This is a genomic window from Roseitalea porphyridii, from assembly GCF_004331955.1.
GTDB classification, from domain to species: Bacteria; Pseudomonadota; Alphaproteobacteria; order Rhizobiales; family Rhizobiaceae; genus Roseitalea; species Roseitalea porphyridii.
On the sequence record NZ_CP036532.1, the window covers coordinates 3418832 to 3437607 of the forward strand.

Annotated in this window: 16 protein-coding genes; 10 read left to right on the forward strand and 6 right to left on the reverse strand. The window is 65.5% G+C overall.

Annotation, left to right across the window (positions count from 1 at the left end; all coding sequences use genetic code 11):
• Positions 1-95: 95 nt before the first annotated feature.
• Positions 96-758 carry an arylesterase gene (locus E0E05_RS16740; protein ID WP_131617729.1) on the reverse strand — a complete coding sequence of 221 codons (663 nt, stop codon included), beginning with the start codon at positions 756-758 and terminating at the stop codon, positions 96-98.
• Positions 759-815: 57 nt separating this feature from the next.
• On the opposite strand from E0E05_RS16740, the gene E0E05_RS16745 reads away from it, so the two are divergent.
• From E0E05_RS16745 to E0E05_RS16760, 4 genes are all read left to right on the forward strand, one after another.
• Positions 816-1514: an ABC transporter ATP-binding protein gene (locus tag E0E05_RS16745; RefSeq protein ID WP_131617730.1), complete on the forward strand. Its 699-nt coding sequence runs from the start codon at positions 816-818 to the stop codon at positions 1512-1514.
• Complete coding sequence (locus tag E0E05_RS16750) at positions 1514-4063, forward strand: ABC transporter permease (protein ID WP_131617731.1); 2550 nt, start codon at positions 1514-1516, stop codon at positions 4061-4063. Before E0E05_RS16745 ends, E0E05_RS16750 begins: the two co-directional genes overlap by 1 nt.
• Positions 4064-4283: 220 nt before the next feature.
• Positions 4284-5063: a Bax inhibitor-1/YccA family protein gene (locus E0E05_RS16755; protein ID WP_131617732.1), complete on the forward strand. Its 780-nt coding sequence runs from the start codon at positions 4284-4286 to the stop codon at positions 5061-5063.
• Positions 5064-5164: 101 nt separating this feature from the next.
• Positions 5165-5734, forward strand: coding sequence for a GNAT family N-acetyltransferase (locus E0E05_RS16760; protein WP_131617733.1), 570 nt, complete (start codon positions 5165-5167; stop codon positions 5732-5734).
• 7 nt (positions 5735-5741) lie between these two features.
• Here E0E05_RS16760 and E0E05_RS16765 read toward each other — a convergent pair whose 3' ends face one another.
• Positions 5742-6179 carry a DUF2794 domain-containing protein gene (locus E0E05_RS16765; RefSeq protein WP_131617734.1) on the reverse strand — a complete coding sequence of 146 codons (438 nt, stop codon included), beginning with the start codon at positions 6177-6179 and terminating at the stop codon, positions 5742-5744.
• Positions 6180-6523: 344 nt separating this feature from the next.
• On the reverse strand, positions 6524-7306 hold the full coding sequence (locus E0E05_RS16770) for a DUF1223 domain-containing protein (RefSeq protein ID WP_131617735.1): 783 nt from the start codon (positions 7304-7306) through the stop codon (positions 6524-6526).
• A gap of 204 nt (positions 7307-7510) precedes the next feature.
• Here E0E05_RS16770 and E0E05_RS16775 point away from each other — a divergent pair, with 204 nt between their 5' ends.
• The 4 genes from E0E05_RS16775 (at position 7511) to E0E05_RS16790 (ending at position 10973) form a co-directional block, all read left to right on the forward strand.
• Positions 7511-8731: an NAD-dependent epimerase/dehydratase family protein gene (locus E0E05_RS16775; RefSeq protein ID WP_131617736.1), complete on the forward strand. Its 1221-nt coding sequence runs from the start codon at positions 7511-7513 to the stop codon at positions 8729-8731.
• 69 nt (positions 8732-8800) lie between these two features.
• The gene (locus E0E05_RS16780) at positions 8801-9037 is read left to right on the forward strand and encodes a hypothetical protein (RefSeq protein WP_131617737.1); all 237 of its coding nucleotides are present in this window, start codon (positions 8801-8803) and stop codon (positions 9035-9037) included.
• A gap of 42 nt (positions 9038-9079) precedes the next feature.
• Positions 9080-9889 (forward strand): glycosyltransferase, encoded by an 810-nt coding sequence (locus E0E05_RS16785; protein ID WP_131617738.1) that lies wholly within the window; start codon positions 9080-9082, stop codon positions 9887-9889.
• Positions 9890-10067: 178 nt separating this feature from the next.
• A complete protein-coding gene (locus E0E05_RS16790; RefSeq protein ID WP_244597829.1) occupies positions 10068-10973 on the forward strand; it encodes an NAD-dependent epimerase/dehydratase family protein in 906 nt (301 codons plus the stop codon).
• A gap of 6 nt (positions 10974-10979) precedes the next feature.
• Here the strand turns inward: E0E05_RS16790 and E0E05_RS16795 are convergent, their stop codons facing one another.
• From E0E05_RS16795 to acnA, 3 genes are all read right to left on the reverse strand, one after another.
• Positions 10980-11735: a dienelactone hydrolase family protein gene (locus E0E05_RS16795; protein ID WP_131618111.1), complete on the reverse strand. Its 756-nt coding sequence runs from the start codon at positions 11733-11735 to the stop codon at positions 10980-10982.
• A 1280-nt stretch (positions 11736-13015) separates the two neighbouring features.
• Complete coding sequence (locus E0E05_RS17435; RefSeq protein WP_158629404.1) at positions 13016-14293, reverse strand: hypothetical protein; 1278 nt, start codon at positions 14291-14293, stop codon at positions 13016-13018.
• Between the two features lie 288 nt (positions 14294-14581).
• Entirely contained in the window at positions 14582-17275 is a 2694-nt protein-coding gene (gene acnA / locus E0E05_RS16805; RefSeq protein ID WP_131617739.1) for an aconitate hydratase AcnA, read from the reverse strand.
• A gap of 219 nt (positions 17276-17494) precedes the next feature.
• Between acnA and ccmA the strand changes: the two genes are divergently transcribed.
• Positions 17495-18109, forward strand: coding sequence for a heme ABC exporter ATP-binding protein CcmA (gene ccmA / locus E0E05_RS16810; protein WP_131617740.1), 615 nt, complete (start codon positions 17495-17497; stop codon positions 18107-18109).
• On the forward strand, positions 18106-18771 hold the full coding sequence (gene ccmB / locus E0E05_RS16815; RefSeq protein WP_131617741.1) for a heme exporter protein CcmB: 666 nt from the start codon (positions 18106-18108) through the stop codon (positions 18769-18771). Before ccmA ends, ccmB begins: the two co-directional genes overlap by 4 nt.
• The last annotated feature ends 5 nt before the right edge of the window (positions 18772-18776 follow it).

Sequence of the window (18776 nt, forward strand, 5' to 3'; positions counted from 1 at the left end):
CGCGGACAGCAAATCACCCCCGCCTTGATGTCAGCGAATCACGCAAGCGCGCGATGCGCAAGACCATTGTCGCTTGACCAACGGTTAACATTCGATCATCGCTCCATCCCCTTTCGGGACAGATAGTCGCGCATCAGCGGCATGAAGCGCTCGACCATCGCGGCGACCCCTTCGGCCGTCGGGTGGATGCCGTCGGCCATCATCTTCTCGCGCACCGCCTCGCCGTCGGCGTTGATCGTGATCGCGCCATCGAGGAAGAACGGGTACAGCGGAACATCGTGCTTGTCGGCCAGATCGGGGAAGATCGTGTCGAAGCGCGCGCGATAGTCGGCGCCCATGTTCGGTGGCGCGCGGATCCCGGCGAGCAGCACGTCGATCCCGCGCGCCTTCAGCCGCGTGATCATCCGGTCGAGATTGTCGCGCGTCACCTCCGGCGGAAGGCCGCGCAGCGCGTCGTTGCCGCCAAGTTCCAGGATGACGAAATCGGTACCGTCGGGCACCGACCAGTCGAGCCGCGACAGCCCGCCCGCCGTCGTGTCGCCGGAAAAGCCGGCATCGGCGATGGTCACGTCATAGCCCTCGTCGCGCAGGGCCTGCTCGAGCTGATCGGGAAAACCGGCCCCGGGCGGCAACTGGTAGCCCGCCATCAGGCTGTCCCCGAAGCCGACGCCGCGCACAGTTTCGGCCGCTGTCGGGCTCGCAAACGCAGCGGCAAGCAAACCGACCGCCGCAAAAACACGTACCAAGCCTTTGAACATTCGCTTCATCCTGCCCATCTAGCCGCAACTGCCACTCGCATATAGGTGCCGATCGCCGTGACTGAACCCGTCATCGAACTTGACAACGTCAATCTGGCGCTCGGCGCCGCCGCAAGCCGGGTGCAGGTGCTCAAGGGCGTCAGCCTGTCCGTGCCCGGCGGCGAGGCGGTCGGCGTGGTCGGCCCGTCCGGCTCGGGCAAGACGACGCTGCTGATGGTGCTGGCCGGGCTCGAACGGCCCGACTCGGGCGCGGTGTCCGTCGCCGGCGCCCGCCTCGACACGATGAGCGAGGACGCGATCGCGAAATTTCGCGGCAGCAATATCGGGTTCGTCTTCCAGTCCTTCCACCTGATCGCCAACATGACCGCGCTCGAAAACGTCGCCGTTCCGCTCGAACTGGCCGGTGCCGACGATGCCTTCGGCCGCGCCCGGGCCGAACTCGAAGCGGTCGGCCTCAGCGACCGGCTGACCCATTATCCGGGGCAACTGTCCGGCGGCGAACAGCAGCGCGTCGCCATCGCCCGCGCGCTGGCGCCAGAGCCGGCGATCCTGATCGCCGACGAGCCGACCGGCAATCTCGACCAGGAGACCGGCCGCCAGATCGCCGACCTGATCTTCGAAACGCAGAAGCGGCGCGGCACCACCTTCGTGCTCGTCACCCACGATGCAGGCCTTGCCGCCCGCTGTGACCGGCAGGTGCGCGTGCGCTCCGGCGAAGTGTTCGAAGGCGACGCGGCGGCGATGGCGGCCGAGTGATGGCGACGCTGTCCGACCAGATCGCGCTGGCCTTCCGGTTCGCCCTGCGCGAGGTGCGCGGCGGCCTTTCGGGCTTTTACGTCTTTCTGGCCTGCATCGCGCTCGGCACGGCCGCGATCGGCGGCGTCAACGCCGTCGCCCAGGCGATCACCCAGGGCATCCAGTCCGAGGGCCGCTCCATTCTCGGCGGCGATGTCCGGTTCGAACTGATCCACCGCACCACGACGCCCGAGGAACTGGCAACGCTCGAAGGCTTCGGCACGGTCGCCCAAAGCGCCAACACGCGCTCGATGGCCCGCCTCGCCGACCAGTCCGACCAGACGCTCGTCGAGATCAAGGCGGTCGACGATCTCTATCCGCTCTATGGCGAGTTCGTCACCGAGCCGCCGCTCGCGCGGGCCGATTATTCCGAGCGCGACGGCGCCTGGGGGATTGCGGTCCAGCCGATCCTGCTCGAACGGCTCGGCCTTGCGGTCGGCGACACCCTGCTGATCGGCGACTCGCGCTTTGCGATCCGCGCGATGATCCGCTCCGAGCCCGACGCGCTGTCGGACGGTATCGGCCTTGCCCCGCGCGTGATCATGTCGCTTGAGGCGCTTGAGGCCTCGGGGCTGATCCAGCCCGGCTCGCTGGTCGAGCGCGTCTACAAGATCCGCATGGCTCAAGGCGCCACCAACACCGAGATCGACGCGGCGATCGAGACCGCCAACCAAGCGCATCCGACCGCCGGCTGGTCGGTGCGCACCCGGTCGAACGCCGCGCCCGCGCTGGCCGCCAATGTGGAGCGCTTTGCGCAGTTCCTGACGCTGGTCGGGCTGACCGCGCTGGTTACCGGAGGGGTCGGCGTCGCCAACGCCGTGCGCGCCTTCCTCGACGCCAAGCGCGACGTGATCGCCACCTTCAAGTGCCTTGGCGCGCCCGGCCGTCTCGTCACGCTGATCTATCTGTTCCAGATCGTCATGGTCGGCGCGGTCGGCATCGCCGCCGGGCTGGTTCTGGCCGCGCTCGCCCCGTTCGCGGCCACCTGGGCGCTCGCCGGCATCGTGCCGCTGCCGCCCGCCGGCCTTTATCCCACAGCGCTCGGGCTTGCGGTGCTGTTCGCGCTGCTGACGATCCTCGTCTTCGCGCTGATCCCGCTCGGCCGCGCCCGCGACATTCCCGCCTCCAACCTGTTCCGCAACCAGACGATGGCCCATCGCGGCCTGCCGCGCGCGCCCTATGTGATCGCCGCCGCCGCCGCCGCGCTGCTGCTCGCCGGGCTTGCCGTCTGGTTCTCCGAGGAGCGCGCGCTCGCGAGCGGATTCCTCGCCGGCGTCGCCATCGCCTTCGTCATCCTGCGGCTGGTCGCCGGTGGCGTGCAGGCGCTGGCCCGCCGCGTGCGTGGCGTGCGCGGCACGTCGCTGCGCATGGCGATCGGCAACATCCACCGGCCCGGCGCGCTGACGCCCTCGGTCGTGCTCGCGCTCGGCCTCGGCCTGACCCTGCTCGTCGCGCTCGCCCTGATCGACACCAATCTGCGCCAGCAGATCGCCGGCAACCTGCCCGAACGGGCGCCGAACTTCTTCTTCGTCGACATCCAGTCGGACGTGGTCGAGGACTTCGCCACGCTCGTCGAGGGCGAGGCCGGCGACGCCGGCAAGCTGGTGCGCGTGCCGATGCTGCGCGGCCGCATCGTCGAACTGAACGGCCAGAACGTCGCCGAGATGGAACTGCCGCCCGAGGGCGCCTGGGTGCTGCGCGGCGATCGCGGCATCACCTATGCCGAAAACGTGCCCGAGAATTCGACCCTGAGCGCGGGTCAGTGGTGGCCCGCCGACCATGCGGGCGAACCGCTGGTGTCGTTTTCGGCCGAGGAAGCGGCCGAGATCGGCCTTGAGATCGGCGACACGGTCACGGTCAACGTTCTGGGCCGCAACGTCACCGCGACGATCGCCAATCTGCGCCAGGTCGAGTGGGAATCGCTGGCCATCAACTTCGTCATGGTCTTTTCGCCCAACACCTTCGCCGGCGCGCCCCATTCCTGGCTTGCCACATTGACCATGCCCGAGGCGACGTTCGAACAGGAGGCGCAGATCCTGTCCGCCGTCACGCGCGCCTTTCCCTCGGTCACGTCGGTGCGCGTCAAGGACGCCATCGATCTGGTCAACCGCGTCGTCGGCCAACTCGCCACAGCCGTGCGGGTGGCGGCCGCCGTGGCGCTGATCGCGTCGGTGCTGGTGCTCGCCGGCGCGCTCGCCGCCGGCAATCGCGCCCGCACCCATGACGCGGTCGTCCTGAAGACGCTTGGAGCGACCCGCAAGACCCTGATCCGCACCTTCGTGACCGAATATGCGATCCTGGGCTTCGCCACGGCGGTCTTCGCTCTCGTCGCCGGCGGGGTCGCGGCCTGGTTCGTGGTCAGCCAGATCATGACCCTGCCCTGGACTTTCCGGCCCGAGATCGCCGCCTTCACGGTGCTCGCCGCGCTCGTGTGCACGGTCGGGTTCGGCCTTCTGGGCACGTGGCGGGTGCTCGGCCAGAAGGCGGCGCCCGTGCTGCGCAATCTTTGAGCGGTTAGGCATCGGTTAACCGGGGCAAAGCGTTTTTGCGCGGGGCGAGCAAAAGCGGTCGGCTTTGCCCCCGTTCGGGACCGGAATTCCTTGTAAAACCTGCCTTGCCGCCTCATATTACGCGCAGGCATGCTGGAGGTCCCGCCAGCGGCGCCTCGGATGGTGCGCGAACTGCGCCGCCGGACACCCGACGGGACGGCAAGGTTCTTACGAGGACGAAATGGCTGAACTCCGCAACGTTCAATCACAGGCGGGCTATGGCGCCCGCACCTATGACGCGAGCATCGATCAGGGCCTGCGCGCCTACATGGTCCGCGTCTACAACCTGATGGCGCTGGCGCTGGGCATCACCGCCCTGTTCGCGGCCGGCACGGTGCTGCTGGCGACCACCAACAACCCGGCCGCCGCCGCCGCATCGCTGCCCAACGGCACGATGCTGACCGGTCTTGGCACGGTTATCTACGGCTCGCCGCTGCGCTGGGTGTTCTTCCTGGCTCCGCTGGCGATCGTGTTCTTCATGAGCTTCCGGATCGACCGCATCCAGCCCGGCACGGCGCAGATGGCGTTCTGGGCCTTCGCGGCGCTGCTCGGCATCTCGCTGTCGTCGATCTTCCTGGTCTACACCTCGGCCTCGATCGTGCAGACCTTCTTCATCACCGCCACGGCATTCGGTGCGCTGTCGCTTTACGGCTACACCACCAAGCGTGACCTGACGGCGATGGGATCGTTCCTGTTCATCGGACTGGTCGGCCTGATCCTGGTGATGATCGTCAACCTGTTCCTGGCATCGCCCGCGCTGCAGTTCGCCATCTCGGCGATCGGCGTGCTGATCTTCGCCGGTCTGACCGCCTACGACACGCAGAAGATCAAGGAAATGTACTATGAGGGCGACGGCACCGCCGTTGCCGAGAAGAAGGCCATCATGGGCGCGCTGGCGCTTTATCTGGACTTCATCAACATGTTCCAGTTCCTGCTGTACTTCCTCGGCCAGCGCGAGTGACGGCAGGCAGAACCGAGACAGGGAACAGGCGGCCTTCGGGCCGCCCTTTTCTTTTCCGCCGCGTTCTGCTTTGAGGCATCGTCCACCGCATGTTCGATGCCATGATCGAAACCCCCATCCTGCGCGATGCCACCCGCAACGACGTTCCGGCGATCACCACGATCTATGCCGACGCGGTGCGCAACGGCACGGCAAGCTTCGAACTCGATGCGCCCGACGAGGCCGAGATGGCCGCGCGCATGGCCGCGCTCGTCGACAAGGGCTATCCCTACATCGCCGCAACAGACGGCGCCGGCACGCTGCTCGGCTATGCCTATGCCGGCAGCTATCGCGCCCGGCCGGCCTATCGCTGGACGGTCGAGGATTCGGTCTACATCGCCCCCGACGCGATGGGACGCGGCGTCGGACGCATTCTGCTCACCGAGATCATCGCCCGCTGCGAGGCGCTCGGCTTCCGGCAGATGGTCGCGGTGATCGGCGGCGCCGACCACGCGGCCTCGATCCGCCTGCACGAAAGGCTCGGCTTTGCCCATGCCGGGCTGCTTCCGGCCACCGGCTTCAAGCACGGGCGCTGGCTCGATTCGGTCCTGATGCAACGCCCGCTCGGCGCCGGCAGCGGGACCGCGCCCGATCCGGGGACCTATCCCGGCACGCTCTACCCGGCGCGCTGAGAGCGGTTCAGTTCGACTGGACGAGCCGGATCTGCCGGTCGAACATCCTGAGCACCTGCGCCAGTTCGTGACCGCGCTTGAGCACGACGCCCGAGGCGTTGATCACCGCGTAGGCGCCCTGCTTGCGGGCAAGCTTGGGGGTCTTCTCGATCCGGTAGAGGGGCATCTCGGATGTCCGGCGGAACACCGAGAACACGGCCCGGTCCTTCAGGTGCGAAATGCCGTAGTCGCGCCATTCGCCGCCGGCCACCATGAAGCTGTAGACCCTCAGGATCTGGTCGAGTTCGCGCCGGTCGAACCGGACTTCCACGGGCGGCGCCTGACGGCGTACCTGCCCCAGCGCGATCACATTGCCGGACGACGCGCCGCCCGGCCTGTGCTGCGCGTTCTCATCATCGGAACCGGTGATGGTTCGCCTCCTCTGGTGCTGGTGTCGACCCGGCATCGTGGCGTGAATCGGTCGGCCATGCAAGCCGCGCGCGGACCGTTAACAGATCGTAAACGGCGCGCTCACACTGTCGAAAACAGGCGGGTCAAGCGTGATCGCGTGCCGCTTTTTCGCCGCATCTCCTCCACACCGCGGCCCGCATTGGTCTGACACTATCGGGGTGCGCGGCGGATGGCATCAAGCCCGGCCAGCCTGACCGCGCAAGCGGCCGGCCTGCCTACGCAGCCGGCCGCGTGGCCGGACCGGGGTGGTGATTGGACAATCTGTTGCCCCCAGCCCCGATGCCGCCCGGGTCCGGCCAAAACCCTCATAGTCAAGACATCCGCGTTCCCGAAGAGACGTCAGGCGCGTTCGAGGCCGGTCAGGTTGGCCGCGCCGAGCACCGGGCCGGGCGCTCCGTCGATCGCCATCTGCAGCAGCACCGCGCAGCCGTCGGCGGCATGCTCGGCAACCTTGCTCTTGGGAAGATCGATGCTCATCGGCCCGCCGTCCCACATGCCGAGCGTCCGCTGCGCCGTGACGGCGTTGGCATAAACGAGCGTCCTGCCGGCGTTCTCGCCCCGCTCGATCTCGACCGCGCTGCGCTGGCGGAAATAGGCGATCGTCAGGAGCGTGTCGGCACCCGCCGGCTTGCGTCCGTCGCCGACCGACACCGAAAGCCTGTCGTTCGTCACGTCGACCGAGACCGGCACGGACAGCCCGTCCCCCGACGCCCGGTGCGTCCTCAGGGCGCTGCGGATCGCGCGCCGGTCGCCACCGTTCATGTGCGCCCTTCCGTTGATGACGGCCTGCGGCGTGTAGACCGTGCGGCTGCCGAGGGTCTTGGCATAGGCGCGCTGGCGTGCCGTGTTCTCCGGGCTCGCAAGCGTGTCCTTCCAGCCCAGATAGTCCCAGTAGTCGACATGGTAGCCGAGCGCGAGAACGTCCGGATCGGCGGCGAAATCGACGAGCGCCGCGTCGGCCGGCGGGCACGAACTGCAGCCCTGGCTGGTGAACAGTTCGATCACGCCGGTGGGCCTGCTGGCCGCCGCACCGGCCGGCCATGCCGCCGCGGCGAAGCCGGCCGCCGTGCCGGCAAGAAAGGTCCGGCGTGCGATTGCCGGTGCTGCGGGGCGAACGTCCATGGCTCCAAACGTACAAACAACCGCCGTCACCGCAAACTCACTTTCGCTTGACACGGGCGGCACGCTGCCACGCCTCCGCTGAAGGCTGGCCAAGCCGCTCGTCAGCCAGTATGACCCGCCCCGGGCACGGCCGGGACCGGTTTGTCGCAATTGTCACATTCGGTCCTTAGGGCTTTGCCGGTACACTGATTCGGGACCACGACCATGAAAATTGCAGTTCTCGGCGGCGACGGCTTCGTCGGCTGGCCCACCTCGCTCCACCTGTCCGCGCGCGGCCACGACGTGCACGTGATCGACAATCTGTCGCGCCGCTGGATCGACACCGAACTGGGCGTGCAGTCGCTGACGCCGATGGATTCGATCCAGGAGCGCACCCGCATCTGGCATGCCGAGACCGGCCGGCGCATCCATTTCCACCTGATCGACCTGGCGCGGGACTATGATGTCCTCAAGAACTGGCTGGCCGAGCACCGACCCGACGCGATCGTCCATTTCGCCGAACAGCGCGCCGCGCCCTATTCGATGAAGACCGACCGGCACAAGAACTACACGGTCAACAACAACGTCAACGCCACGCACAACCTGCTCAACGCGATGGTGGAGATCGATCTGGACGCGCATCTCGTCCATCTGGGCACGATGGGCGTCTACGGCTATTCGACGGTCGGCGCGGCGATCCCGGAGGGCTATCTGCCCGTCGGCATCGAGACGATGGACGGCGAGACGGTCAGCCAGGACATCCTCTATCCGGCCAATCCCGGCTCGATCTACCACATGACCAAGTGTCTCGATCAGCTCCTGTTCCAGTTCTACGCCAAGAATGACGGCCTCAGGATCACCGACCTGCATCAGGGCATCGTCTGGGGGACGCACACCGCCGAGACCAGGCTGCATCCGCAACTCATCAACCGGTTCGACTATGACGGCGACTACGGCACGGTGCTCAACCGCTTCCTGATCCAGGCGGCGATCGGCTACCCGCTGACCGTGCATGGCACCGGCGGGCAGACGCGCGCCTTCATCCACATCCAGGATTCGGTGCGCTGCATCGAACTGGCGCTTTCCGATGCGCCCGCGCGCGGCGACAAGGTCAAGATCTTCAACCAGATGACCGAGACGCACCGGGTGCGCGATCTGGCCGAACTGATCGCCAGGATGACCGGGGCCGAGGTCGCCTACCTGCCCAATCCGCGCAAGGAAGCCGCCGAGAACGATCTCGTCGTCCGCAACGAACAGTTCCTGGCGCTGGGGCTCGAGCCGACGACGCTCGCCGAGGGCCTGCTCGAGGAGGTGGTCGAGGTGGCCAGGAAGTTCGCCTACCGCGTCGACCGCTCGCGCGTGCCGGCGGTGTCTGCCTGGACCAAGAACATTGCCAAGACGGTCGAGACCGATCCCGAAGGCAAGCGCCTCAAGAGCGTGTCCTAGGCGCTGAGGGCCAACATTCCCCGCCCGGACCGGCTGTGCTATGGTCCGGGCGCAAAGGGGTGAACCGTTATGGCCGACGAGCCCGACAACATGGTCCTGGAACTGCTGCGCCAGATCCGTGACGACCAGCAGGCGATGCGCCGGGAACAGCAGATCATGCGCGAGGAGATGGACGACATGCGCCTCGATCTGACCACGCGCATCGACGGCAACACACTGATCCTGAACTTCCTGGCCGGTCTCGTCAGCGATCACGAGGACCGGATCACCGCGCTTGAAGGCTCCGACACCGAGCCGGCCGAGTAGCGGCCGCCGACAGACCCCGCCCCAACCGCCCGCGTCCCCGCCATGGCCAGCAACGCCTATGTCACGCTCGTCACCAACGCCGACTATGCCGGCGCGGCGGTCGCGCTCGTGCGCTCGCTGAAGCTGACGGGCACGGGGGCCGACATCGTCGTCATGCACACCGGCGGCGTGGCCGAGGCCGATCTCGCCCCGCTCGCCGACATGGGCGCGCGCCTCGCCCCGGTCGACCTGCTCGACACATCGCCCGAATTCAACGAACGCCACGCCCGGGCGAAGCTGCATGCCGACGCACCCTTCACCAAGGGCAACAAGCCGGCATTCCACACACCGCTCGACAATTTCGCCAAGCTTCGTCTGTGGCAAATGGAGGAGTACGGGTCGGTCGTGTTTCTGGATGCCGACACGCTCGTCGTGCGCAACATCGACAAGCTGTTCGCCTATCCCGAATTCTGCGCCGCGCCGAACGTCTATGAGAGCCTTGCCGATTTCCACCGGCTCAACTCGGGCGTGTTCACCGCGCGCCCGTCGCAGGCGACGTTCGATGCGATGATGGCGCGGCTCGACGTGCCGGACGCGTTCTGGCGGCGCACCGACCAGACCTTCCTGGAGACCTTCTTCCCCGACTGGCACGGCCTGCCGGTGACCTTCAACATGCTGCAATATGTCTGGTTCAACCTGCCGGATCTGTGGGACTGGAAGAGCGTGCACGTCATCCACTACCAGTACGAAAAACCCTGGCAGACCGACCATCCCAGGCGCGCGCAGCTTCAGCCGCTGATCGACCTTTGGCGGGCGTACCGGACGGACGAGGGCATTGCCGATACCGACACGCTCGCCGGTCCGGCGAAGTGAGCGGCGATCGCGCTCAAGCCCCCACCCCTTACCCCTCCCCCGCAAGCGCGGGAGGGGAGCCGTCACGCGGAGCATCCTTGGCTCCGCCACCTGCGCCCGGCGCCACCAATGCATCATTGGTGACGGCGCCGAAGTCGCCCCTCCCACATTTATGCGGGAGGGGTGAGGGGTGGGGGGAATGCTGCAAGTGTCAGCCCGCATGACCACCATCCTCATCTCCGGGGCAACCGGTTACGCCGGGCGCTTCATCGCCGAAGCCTTTCTTGCTGACCGCCACGACGTCATCGCCCTGTCGCGCACGCCGCCGCCGTCCGGTTTCTTCTCGAGACCCGTCCGGTGGATGGCCGGATCGCTCGATCCCGATGCCGATCATGACACGGTCTTCGCGGGGGCGGACATCTTCGTGCACTGCGCCTTCGCCCACCTGCCGGGCAGATATCGTGGCGGAGAGGGCGACGATCCGGCCGCCTTCGTGCGCGCCAATGTCGACGGCACGCTGGCGCTGATGGCGGCGGCCAGGCACGTGGGCGTATCGCGCGCGATCTTCCTGTCCTCACGCGCGGTGTACGGGCCGAAACCGCCGGGAACGGTGCTGGTCGAGGACACGCCCTGCGCGCCCGATACGCTCTATGGCGAAACCAAGCTGGCGGTCGAAACGGCGCTCGCCGCCATGGCCGATGTGCGCTTCCTTCCCGTCTCGATCCGCGCCACGGGCATCTACGGGCCGGCCGGGCCGGGCCGGGCGCACAAATGGGCCCGCTTGTTCGAGGCCTTTTCGGGTGGCGAAGAGATCGCACCGCGCATCGGCACCGAGGTGCATGGCGACGATCTGGCGAACGCGGTGCGCCTGCTGGCGACGATCCCGGCCGAGCGGCTCGTCGCCCTCGGCGCGGCGCCGGTCTTCAACGTTTCCGATCTCCTGCTCGACCGGCGCGATCTTCTTTCCGCATACGCCGAAAGGGCCGGCATCGACCGGCCCCTGCCGCCGCGCGCCGACGCGGCCGCCTTCAACGCGATGGATTGCGCGCGCCTGACGGCGCTCGGCTGGCGGCCGCGCGGCCGGCTCGATCTGACCGGGCTGTGATCGGCCTCAGAGGTTTTCCGCCAGAAACGCCTCGAACGCGTCCCATGCGCCCCGGTCGGCGGCAAGGTCATAATCGCCCGAGCCGAACACGGTGAACGAATGGCGCGCGCCGCCGAAGACCTGTGCGGCGTGCGGCACGCCGGCGCCCTGCAACTGGTCGAGCAGCGATGCCAGATCGCTCATCCCCGAGACCGGATCGGCCGAACCGTGCAGCAGCAGCACCGGCGCGCTGGCGGCGCTGTAATCCTGGCCTTCCGGCGTGCCGAGCCCGCCATGGAAGCTGACGAAGCCGTCGACGTCGGCGCCGGCGCGGGCCATCTCCAGCACCGCCGCGCCGCCGAAGCAGTAGCCGGCGACGACCACATCGTCGGTCCATCCCTCGATGTTTTCGGCCGCCGCGTCGAGCGAGCCCTGAAGCAGGGTGCGGAAGCGCTCGCGATCGCCATAGAGCGCGCCGGACAGCGCCCGGTATTCGTCGACCGATTGCGGGTCGGTGTCGGCGCCATAGACGTCGAGCGCGAACGCGGTGTAGCCGAGCGCGGCCAGCATGTCGGCGCGGCGCATCTCGTAATCGGTCATGCCGTCCCAGTCATGCACCAGCATCACCGAACCGCGCGGCTCGGCATTGGTGTTGCGGGCGACGTAACCCTCGAACGTCTCGCCGCCGACCTCGTAGGTGAAGCTCTCGCCGACGATTTCCGCCGAGGCGGTGGTGGCGCAAAGGCTCGCGGCGGCGGCGAGCGACAGGGTCAGGCGTTTCATCATGTGTCCTCCGGTGGTTGGGTTCCGAGCGGTCAGCTAGCGCCCCCGCCCGCCGGTTCAACGGCCGGTCCATCACGATTGCGGCGGGCAGGGTCACGTTGGCACCCGTTTCCGCTTCCTCCGCCAAAGCCCGCAAGGCCGACCGCTTTCCCCGAGTTGGCTCTCTTCTACTCCGGGCGCAGCCCGCAAGGCCGATCTCCTCTGCCCCGCCCTTAAGCGTCGCGCTGCCGCGCTCGCTGGCGGGGACCCCGTCGCCGCCGACTTTTCGGCGCGCACGCGCAGCCGTCCCGCGCCAGCGGGACTGGCGTGAGCGCAAGAGAGACCAGAACAACGGGCGGTCTGGAGAGCCGCGATCCGAAGTTTTTTTGCTGCGGTCGCCAGACCGCCCGTCCGGTGGGCTTGCGGTGATCGCCATGCAATGCGCCGGCCGAAGCCGCTGTCCCGGAGCGTTGTGGCACCTTCATCTGCCGCGCGGCATGACCGCCGCGCCGAATCTCGGCCGCTCCGGATCGGCTTGCGATCCCGTGGCAGCGGCAGGACATTGCCGGTACCGGATCGCGCGCACGCACTCCACCTTCATTCCGCACCGGCTTGGGGGCTCATCGCCCGGGCGCGACACCTCTGCCGCGCCCAACCGGTCCACCGCCGCGCCCGCCGAAGGTAGGTGGCCATCCGACGTTCCGAAGGGCGCGGTGGCAGGAGTATGGGGGAGCGGAGAGGTTGGGGGATAAGTTTTTTGGACTCGCTTCCACCTCCCCCCTGAGGGGAGGTCGGCGACTGGCGCGCGCAGCGCGTCGGAGCCGGGTGGGGGGCGTGGCTCACCTCGAGTTTACTTGCCACCCCCACCCGCTCTGGCCCAGCGTCGCTGGACCAATCGCGTGCCTCCCCTCAAGGGGGAGGAGGGGCGTTTTATCCACGTCATTCCGGACATGCGCAGCATGATCCGGAATCCAGTTGCGTGATGGCCGACGCCTCGGCTCTGGATTCCGGGTTCGGCCGCGCCGCCCCGGAATGACGGAAAAAGCGTATGCTCGACGGAACGGAATGGATCCTCGGGTCAAGCTCGACGATGACGGAGGAGAGGCCGAAGTGCTTGATCCTGCGATCTCGCGCCAAGGGTCAAACCCCGCGCCGTCATCCCTGTGCTTGCCTGCAACCGCACGCGTTGCGGTTGCAGGCAAGCACAGGGATCCATTCCTGAGACCGTTGCGGGCATGCGCAAGGGCTACGTTTACATGCTTGCATCGAAAAAGGGCGGCACGCTCTATGTGGGCGTGACATCAAACCTTGCTCGGTCTGCTGAGCGGGTCACGATTGTTCGTCTGCTTCGTAAAGTATTCGATATCGCCAATTGCCGTCTCTATGTCACTGGCGGTCGGTGCATTTGGTCTCTCTGCAACAATAAGCACAGGCCACTTTCCTGGATGAACCGCCTCACTCTTTTGTCTTTCATAGTAACTGCGACCAAGCCGAAACCCGCCCCAAGGAATAGTGAAAACCGGCAGCGCATTTGAAAAACCTGACGCAACCATCTGACCAATCAGAACCGCCAAACTCGCTACCAAGACACCACTCGAAATGGTGGCGTCAATCCCGCGGCCGCTCGACTGATCGAAAAACGGCCTGCGAAGGTCGCTGTAGGCCCGGACTTGCCATCCAATCTCTTCGAGGACATCGGAGTCGGCTCTCGAAAAACAGCGCCAAATAGATTCCCTAAATGGTTTCATCATTTCTTTTCGATCAAGCAGCGAATCAATACTATTGATTTTATTGCGCTCTGAAAGAAATTGAATAAGCTCAACCAAGACGTCTAATCCTTCATTCCCTTCCTGCCCTGAATGTAAAATAGATCCATCTATGCTTGAAACAAATTGAAATGAGTTTGCATGTGTTCCGTGACCTAAATGTATTTCACAATTGAAATTATCCTTAACATTCCTATGCTCAAATGAAAGTCGGATCATCTGATAAATAATACTTGATTCTTCGCGTCGATCGAAATCTCCTATGTTTTCATTTATATTAGTATAAAAACGACGAATTGAATCATCGCTAATATCATTCTTGTCCATTTGAAGAAAAAACCTTCTATGTCTATCAAGCACAATATCAGGAATCAATGAATTTCCCGACTTGTGTTGATTCAGCAGAAATCGAGCTTTGTTGTAATGCTGCGAATCTTCGGCCTTCAAAAATTCATCGAGAGCTATCTTTGCGTGGCTATCATGTTCATGAATCACCAGAGAACCGTCTGAAACAAGAGAGTCGAACCGACGTGAAATGTAACGATCGAGTTTACTGTCACCCAGCGTGTAAAATTTTCTGTCGTCACCAACAAAATTTCCGAGGCGTCCTCCTATCCGAAATACGCCGAGCTTAAAGAGCTCGATTACTTCCTCCTCGGAGAAAGGAAACCTCCTTTTTTCGTGTGCCTCACGGAGGTGATCACCCGACGGGAGCCAGGTATCGACCCTGTCGGCCAGCAAGAGAGCCGGCAGGAAGGCGCCCCACCCGTCACTGCCAAATTCGCGCATCTGAACATAGCAGTTTTTATTCATCTGAGATCAAGAGCGTTGAGCTTACTGATCAGACCGTGGAACGATAAAGAATCTGTCTTACTTGTAGCGATTCAATTGAAGGATCCAGACAGAATGGTACCGCATCTGATGTCGGCAAAACCAATCGCTGCGATGGCCTTGAACAAATATATATATGGGATCGGTGAACAAGTCGATTCATTTCAAGAAACTCTTGAATCAAGCGGATAAGAACGCCTTCTCCAAAAAACCCGGCGATGACGCCGGGTTTTTTGAGAATCTCGGTAAACGGTAAGTCTGCGACTATTGCTACGCCGCCAGATCCCGCAGCACGTAGTGCAAAATCCCGCCATTGTTGACGTAATCGAGCTCGTCCGCCGTATCGATGCGGCAGATCAGCGGCACGTCCCTGGTCGTCCCGTCGGCATAGGTGACCCTGGCGATCACCTTGTCGCGCGGCTTGACGTCGGCAAGGCCCTCGATCGTCACGGTCTCGTCGCCCTTCAGGCCGAGCGAGGCCCATGAGACGCCCTCGTCGAAGGTGAACGGCACCACGCCCATGCCAACAAGGTTCGACCGGTGGATGCGCTCGAAGCTTTGCGCGATCACCGCCTTGACGCCGAGAAGATTGGTGCCCTTGGCCGCCCAGTCGCGCGAGGACCCGTTGCCATATTCGCCGCCGGCGAAGACGACCAGCGGCACGCCTTCCTCACGGTAGCGCATCGCCGCGTCGTAGATCGGCAGCTCTTCCTTGGACGGATAGTGGATCGTGTAGCCGCCCTCGCGGCCGTTCTCGCCCAGCATGTGGTTGCGGATGCGGATGTTGGCGAAGGTGCCGCGCATCATCACCTCATGATTGCCGCGCCGCGTGCCGTACTGGTTGAAGTCGGCGACGCCCACGCCGTGATCCATCAGGTAGGAGCCGGCCGGGGACTGCGCCTTGATCGAGCCTGCCGGCGAGATGTGGTCGGTGGTGATCTTGTCGCCGAACAGGCCCAGGATGCGCGCGCCCCTGATGTCCTCGATCGCCTCCGGCGAGGCGTCCATGCCGGTGAAGTAGGGCGGGTTCTGCACGTAGGTGGAGTTGTCATCCCACGCATAGGTCTTGCCCTCGGGCACCTCGACGGCGCGCCAGCGCTCATCACCCTTGAAGACGTCGGCATATTTGGTCGCGAACAGGTCGCGCGTGACATACTTGCCGATGAACTCCTGGATCTCCTGCGGCGAGGGCCAGATGTCCTTGAGGTAGACGTCGTTGCCGTCCCTGTCCTGGCCGATCGGCTCGCTTTCCAGATCAATCTTGACCGTGCCGGCCAGCGCATAGGCGACCACCAGCGGGGGCGAGGCGAGATAGTTGGCCTGCACGTCCGGCGAGATGCGGCCCTCGAAATTGCGGTTGCCGGACAGCACGCCCGCCGCGATCAGCCCCTTGTCGTTGATGGTCTTCGAGATCGGCTCGGGCAGCGGGCCGGAATTGCCGATGCAGGTGGTGCAGCCGAAGCCGACGAGGTTGAAGCCGATCTGGTCGAGCTCTTTTTGCAGGCCGGAGTTATCGAGATATTCGGCCACCACCTGCGAACCCGGCGCCAGCGAGGTCTTCACCCAGGGCTTCTGCCTGATGCCGAGACGATTGGCGTTGCGGGCGAGCAGGCCCGCGCCGATCAGCACCGACGGGTTGGAGGTGTTTGTGCACGAGGTGATCGCCGCGATCGCCACATCGCCATGGCCGAGATCGTAGTCCTCGCCCTCGACCGGATAGCGGCTGTCGATCTGGCCGGCATCCTTCTTGTACTCGGCGGTAAACGCCTCGGCGAACTTCTCGCCGATCCGGTTGAGCGCGACGCGGCCCTCGGGGCGCTTCGGGCCGGCCATCGAGGGCACGACGTCGCCGAGGTCCAGTTCCAGCGTGTCGGTGAACACCGGATGCTCCATGCCGGTCTGGCGGAACATGCCCTGGTCCTTCGCATAGGCCTCGACCAGCGCGATCCGGTCGGCGTCCCGGCCGGTCATGGTCAGGTAGTTCAGCGTCTCGGAATCGATCGGGAAGAAGCCGCAGGTCGCGCCATATTCGGGGCTCATGTTGCCGATCGTGGCGGCGTCCGCCAGCGTCATCGAATCGAGCCCGTCGCCGAAGAACTCGACGAACTTGCCGACAACGCCCTTCTGGCGCAGCATCTGCGTGACGGTCAGCACCAGGTCCGTGGCGGTGACGCCTTCCTTCAGCGCGCCGGTCAGCTTGAAGCCGATCACCTCGGGCAGCAGCATCGAGATCGGCTGGCCGAGCATGGCGGCCTCGGCCTCGATGCCGCCCACGCCCCAGCCGAGCACGCCAAGGCCGTTGATCATGGTGGTGTGCGAATCGGTGCCGACGCACGTGTCGGGATAGGCGATCGTCTCGCCGTCGGCGTCCCTGGTCCACACGCACTGGCCGAGATATTCGAGGTTCACCTGGTGGCAGATGCCGGTGCCCGGCGGCACGACGCGGAAATTGTCGAACGCGTTCTGACCCCATTTGAGGAAGCGGTAGCGCTCGCCGTTGCGTTCATACTCGAGCTCCACGTTCCGCTCGAAGGCCAGCGGCGTGCCGAACTCGTCGACGATCACCGAATGGTCGATGACCAGATCCACCGGCACCAGCGGATTGATCTTCTCGGGATCGCCGCCCAGATGGACCATGGCATCGCGCATCGCGGCGAGGTCGACGACCGCCGGCACGCCGGTGAAGTCCTGCATCAGCACGCGCGCGGGACGATAGGCGATCTCGTAGCCGGCCGTGCCCTTGTCGTTCAGCCAGTTGGCCACGGCCTGGATGTCGGCCTTGGTTACCGAGCGGCCGTCCTCGTTCCTGAGCAGGTTCTCCAGCAGCACCTTCATCGAGAAGGGCAGGCGGGAGATGCCGTCGAGCCCGTTCTTCTCGGCCTCGGCGAGGCTGAAATAGGTGTAGGACTTGCCATTGACCTCAAGCGTCTTGCGGCAATTGTAGCTGTCGATGCTGGACACGATATCGGACCTCCGGTTGGCCCGGCGCTCTGGGCCGGGCGCCGCCCCTTCCCGATCGGGCGGACGGAATCATTGGCGATTGCGCATTGCAGCAATCGCGGCTTGCGCGCCTGCAATAGATTTAAATGGGCGCTGTTTCCAGACCAACCAAGGTCAAATCGTCACCGCGATTGCGCCCGCCGCCCCATTCGTGCCATGGGCCTGCCGACAAAGGGGATGACCATGCAGCTTGTCGCCGACGGTCTGGCCGCCCGGCGCGGCAGCGAACTGGTGTTCGAGAACATCGGCTTCCGGCTCGGCTCGGGCCAGGCGATGGCCGTGACCGGCCCGAACGGGGCCGGCAAGTCGACCCTGCTGCGGGTCCTGGCGGGCTTCCTCAGGCCGCATGCGGGCCACGCCCGGATCGAGGGGATCGGCGACGGGCCGGCCGAGATCGCCGCCCATTGCCATTTCCTGTCGCCGCTCAACGCGATGAAACCGGCGCTGACCGTGCGCGAGAACCTCGCCTTCTGGCGCGGCTTCGGCGACACGCCGTCGCTGACGCCCGAACAGGCGCTCGAAAAAGTCGGCCTCGACCATGTGATCGACGTGCCCTTCTCCGATCTTTCGACCGGCCAGCGCCGCCGCGTCGCCATCGCCCGGCTGTTCGTGACGAAAAAGCCGGTCTGGCTGCTCGACGAGCCGACATCGGGCCTGGACGCGCGCGCCGAGACGGCCTTCGCCGGCCTGATCGCAGAGCATATCGCCGAAGGCGGCATCGCCATCGCCGCCACCCATCTGCCCATCGACGTGCCCGGCATGAAGCGGCTGCGCTTCACCGACGGAGCCGACACATGATCGCGCTGATCGTCCGGGATGTGCGGCTCGGCGTCCGCGCAGGGGGCGGCGCGCTGATCGGCATCCTGTTCTATCTCGCCGTGGTCACGGTCGCCCCGTTCGCCATGGGGCCGGATCTGAACCTTCTGGCGCGCATCGGCCCGGCGATCCTGTGGACCGGCGCCCTGCTCGCCTCGCTTCTGGGTCTCGAACGCCTGTTCCGCATCGACCATGAGGACGGTTCGCTCGATCTTCTCGTCATCGCCCGGCACGAGACGCCGCTGGCGCTGACCGTCTTCGCCAAATGCGTCGCCCACTGGCTGGTGACCGGCCTGCCGCTGGTGCTGGTCACGCCGCTGCTCGGCCTGCTCCTGAACATGAGCGCCGCGGCGATCGGCGCCACCGCGCTGACGCTCGCCATCGGCACGCCGGCGATCACCTTCATCGGCGCGGCCGGCGCGGCGATCGCCGTGTCGCTGCCGCGCGGCGGACTGCTCGTCTCGGTGATCGTGCTGCCGTTCACGATTCCGGTGCTGATCTTCGGCGTGATGGCGACGCTCGGCGCGGTCGAACCGTTCGCGCCCTTCGTCCAGCCGCTCGCCTTCCTGTCCGCCCTGACCCTGTTCTTCGCCGTGCTCGGCCCGTTCGCGGCCGCCGTCGCGCTGAAGGGATTGCAGGATTGAGGCGG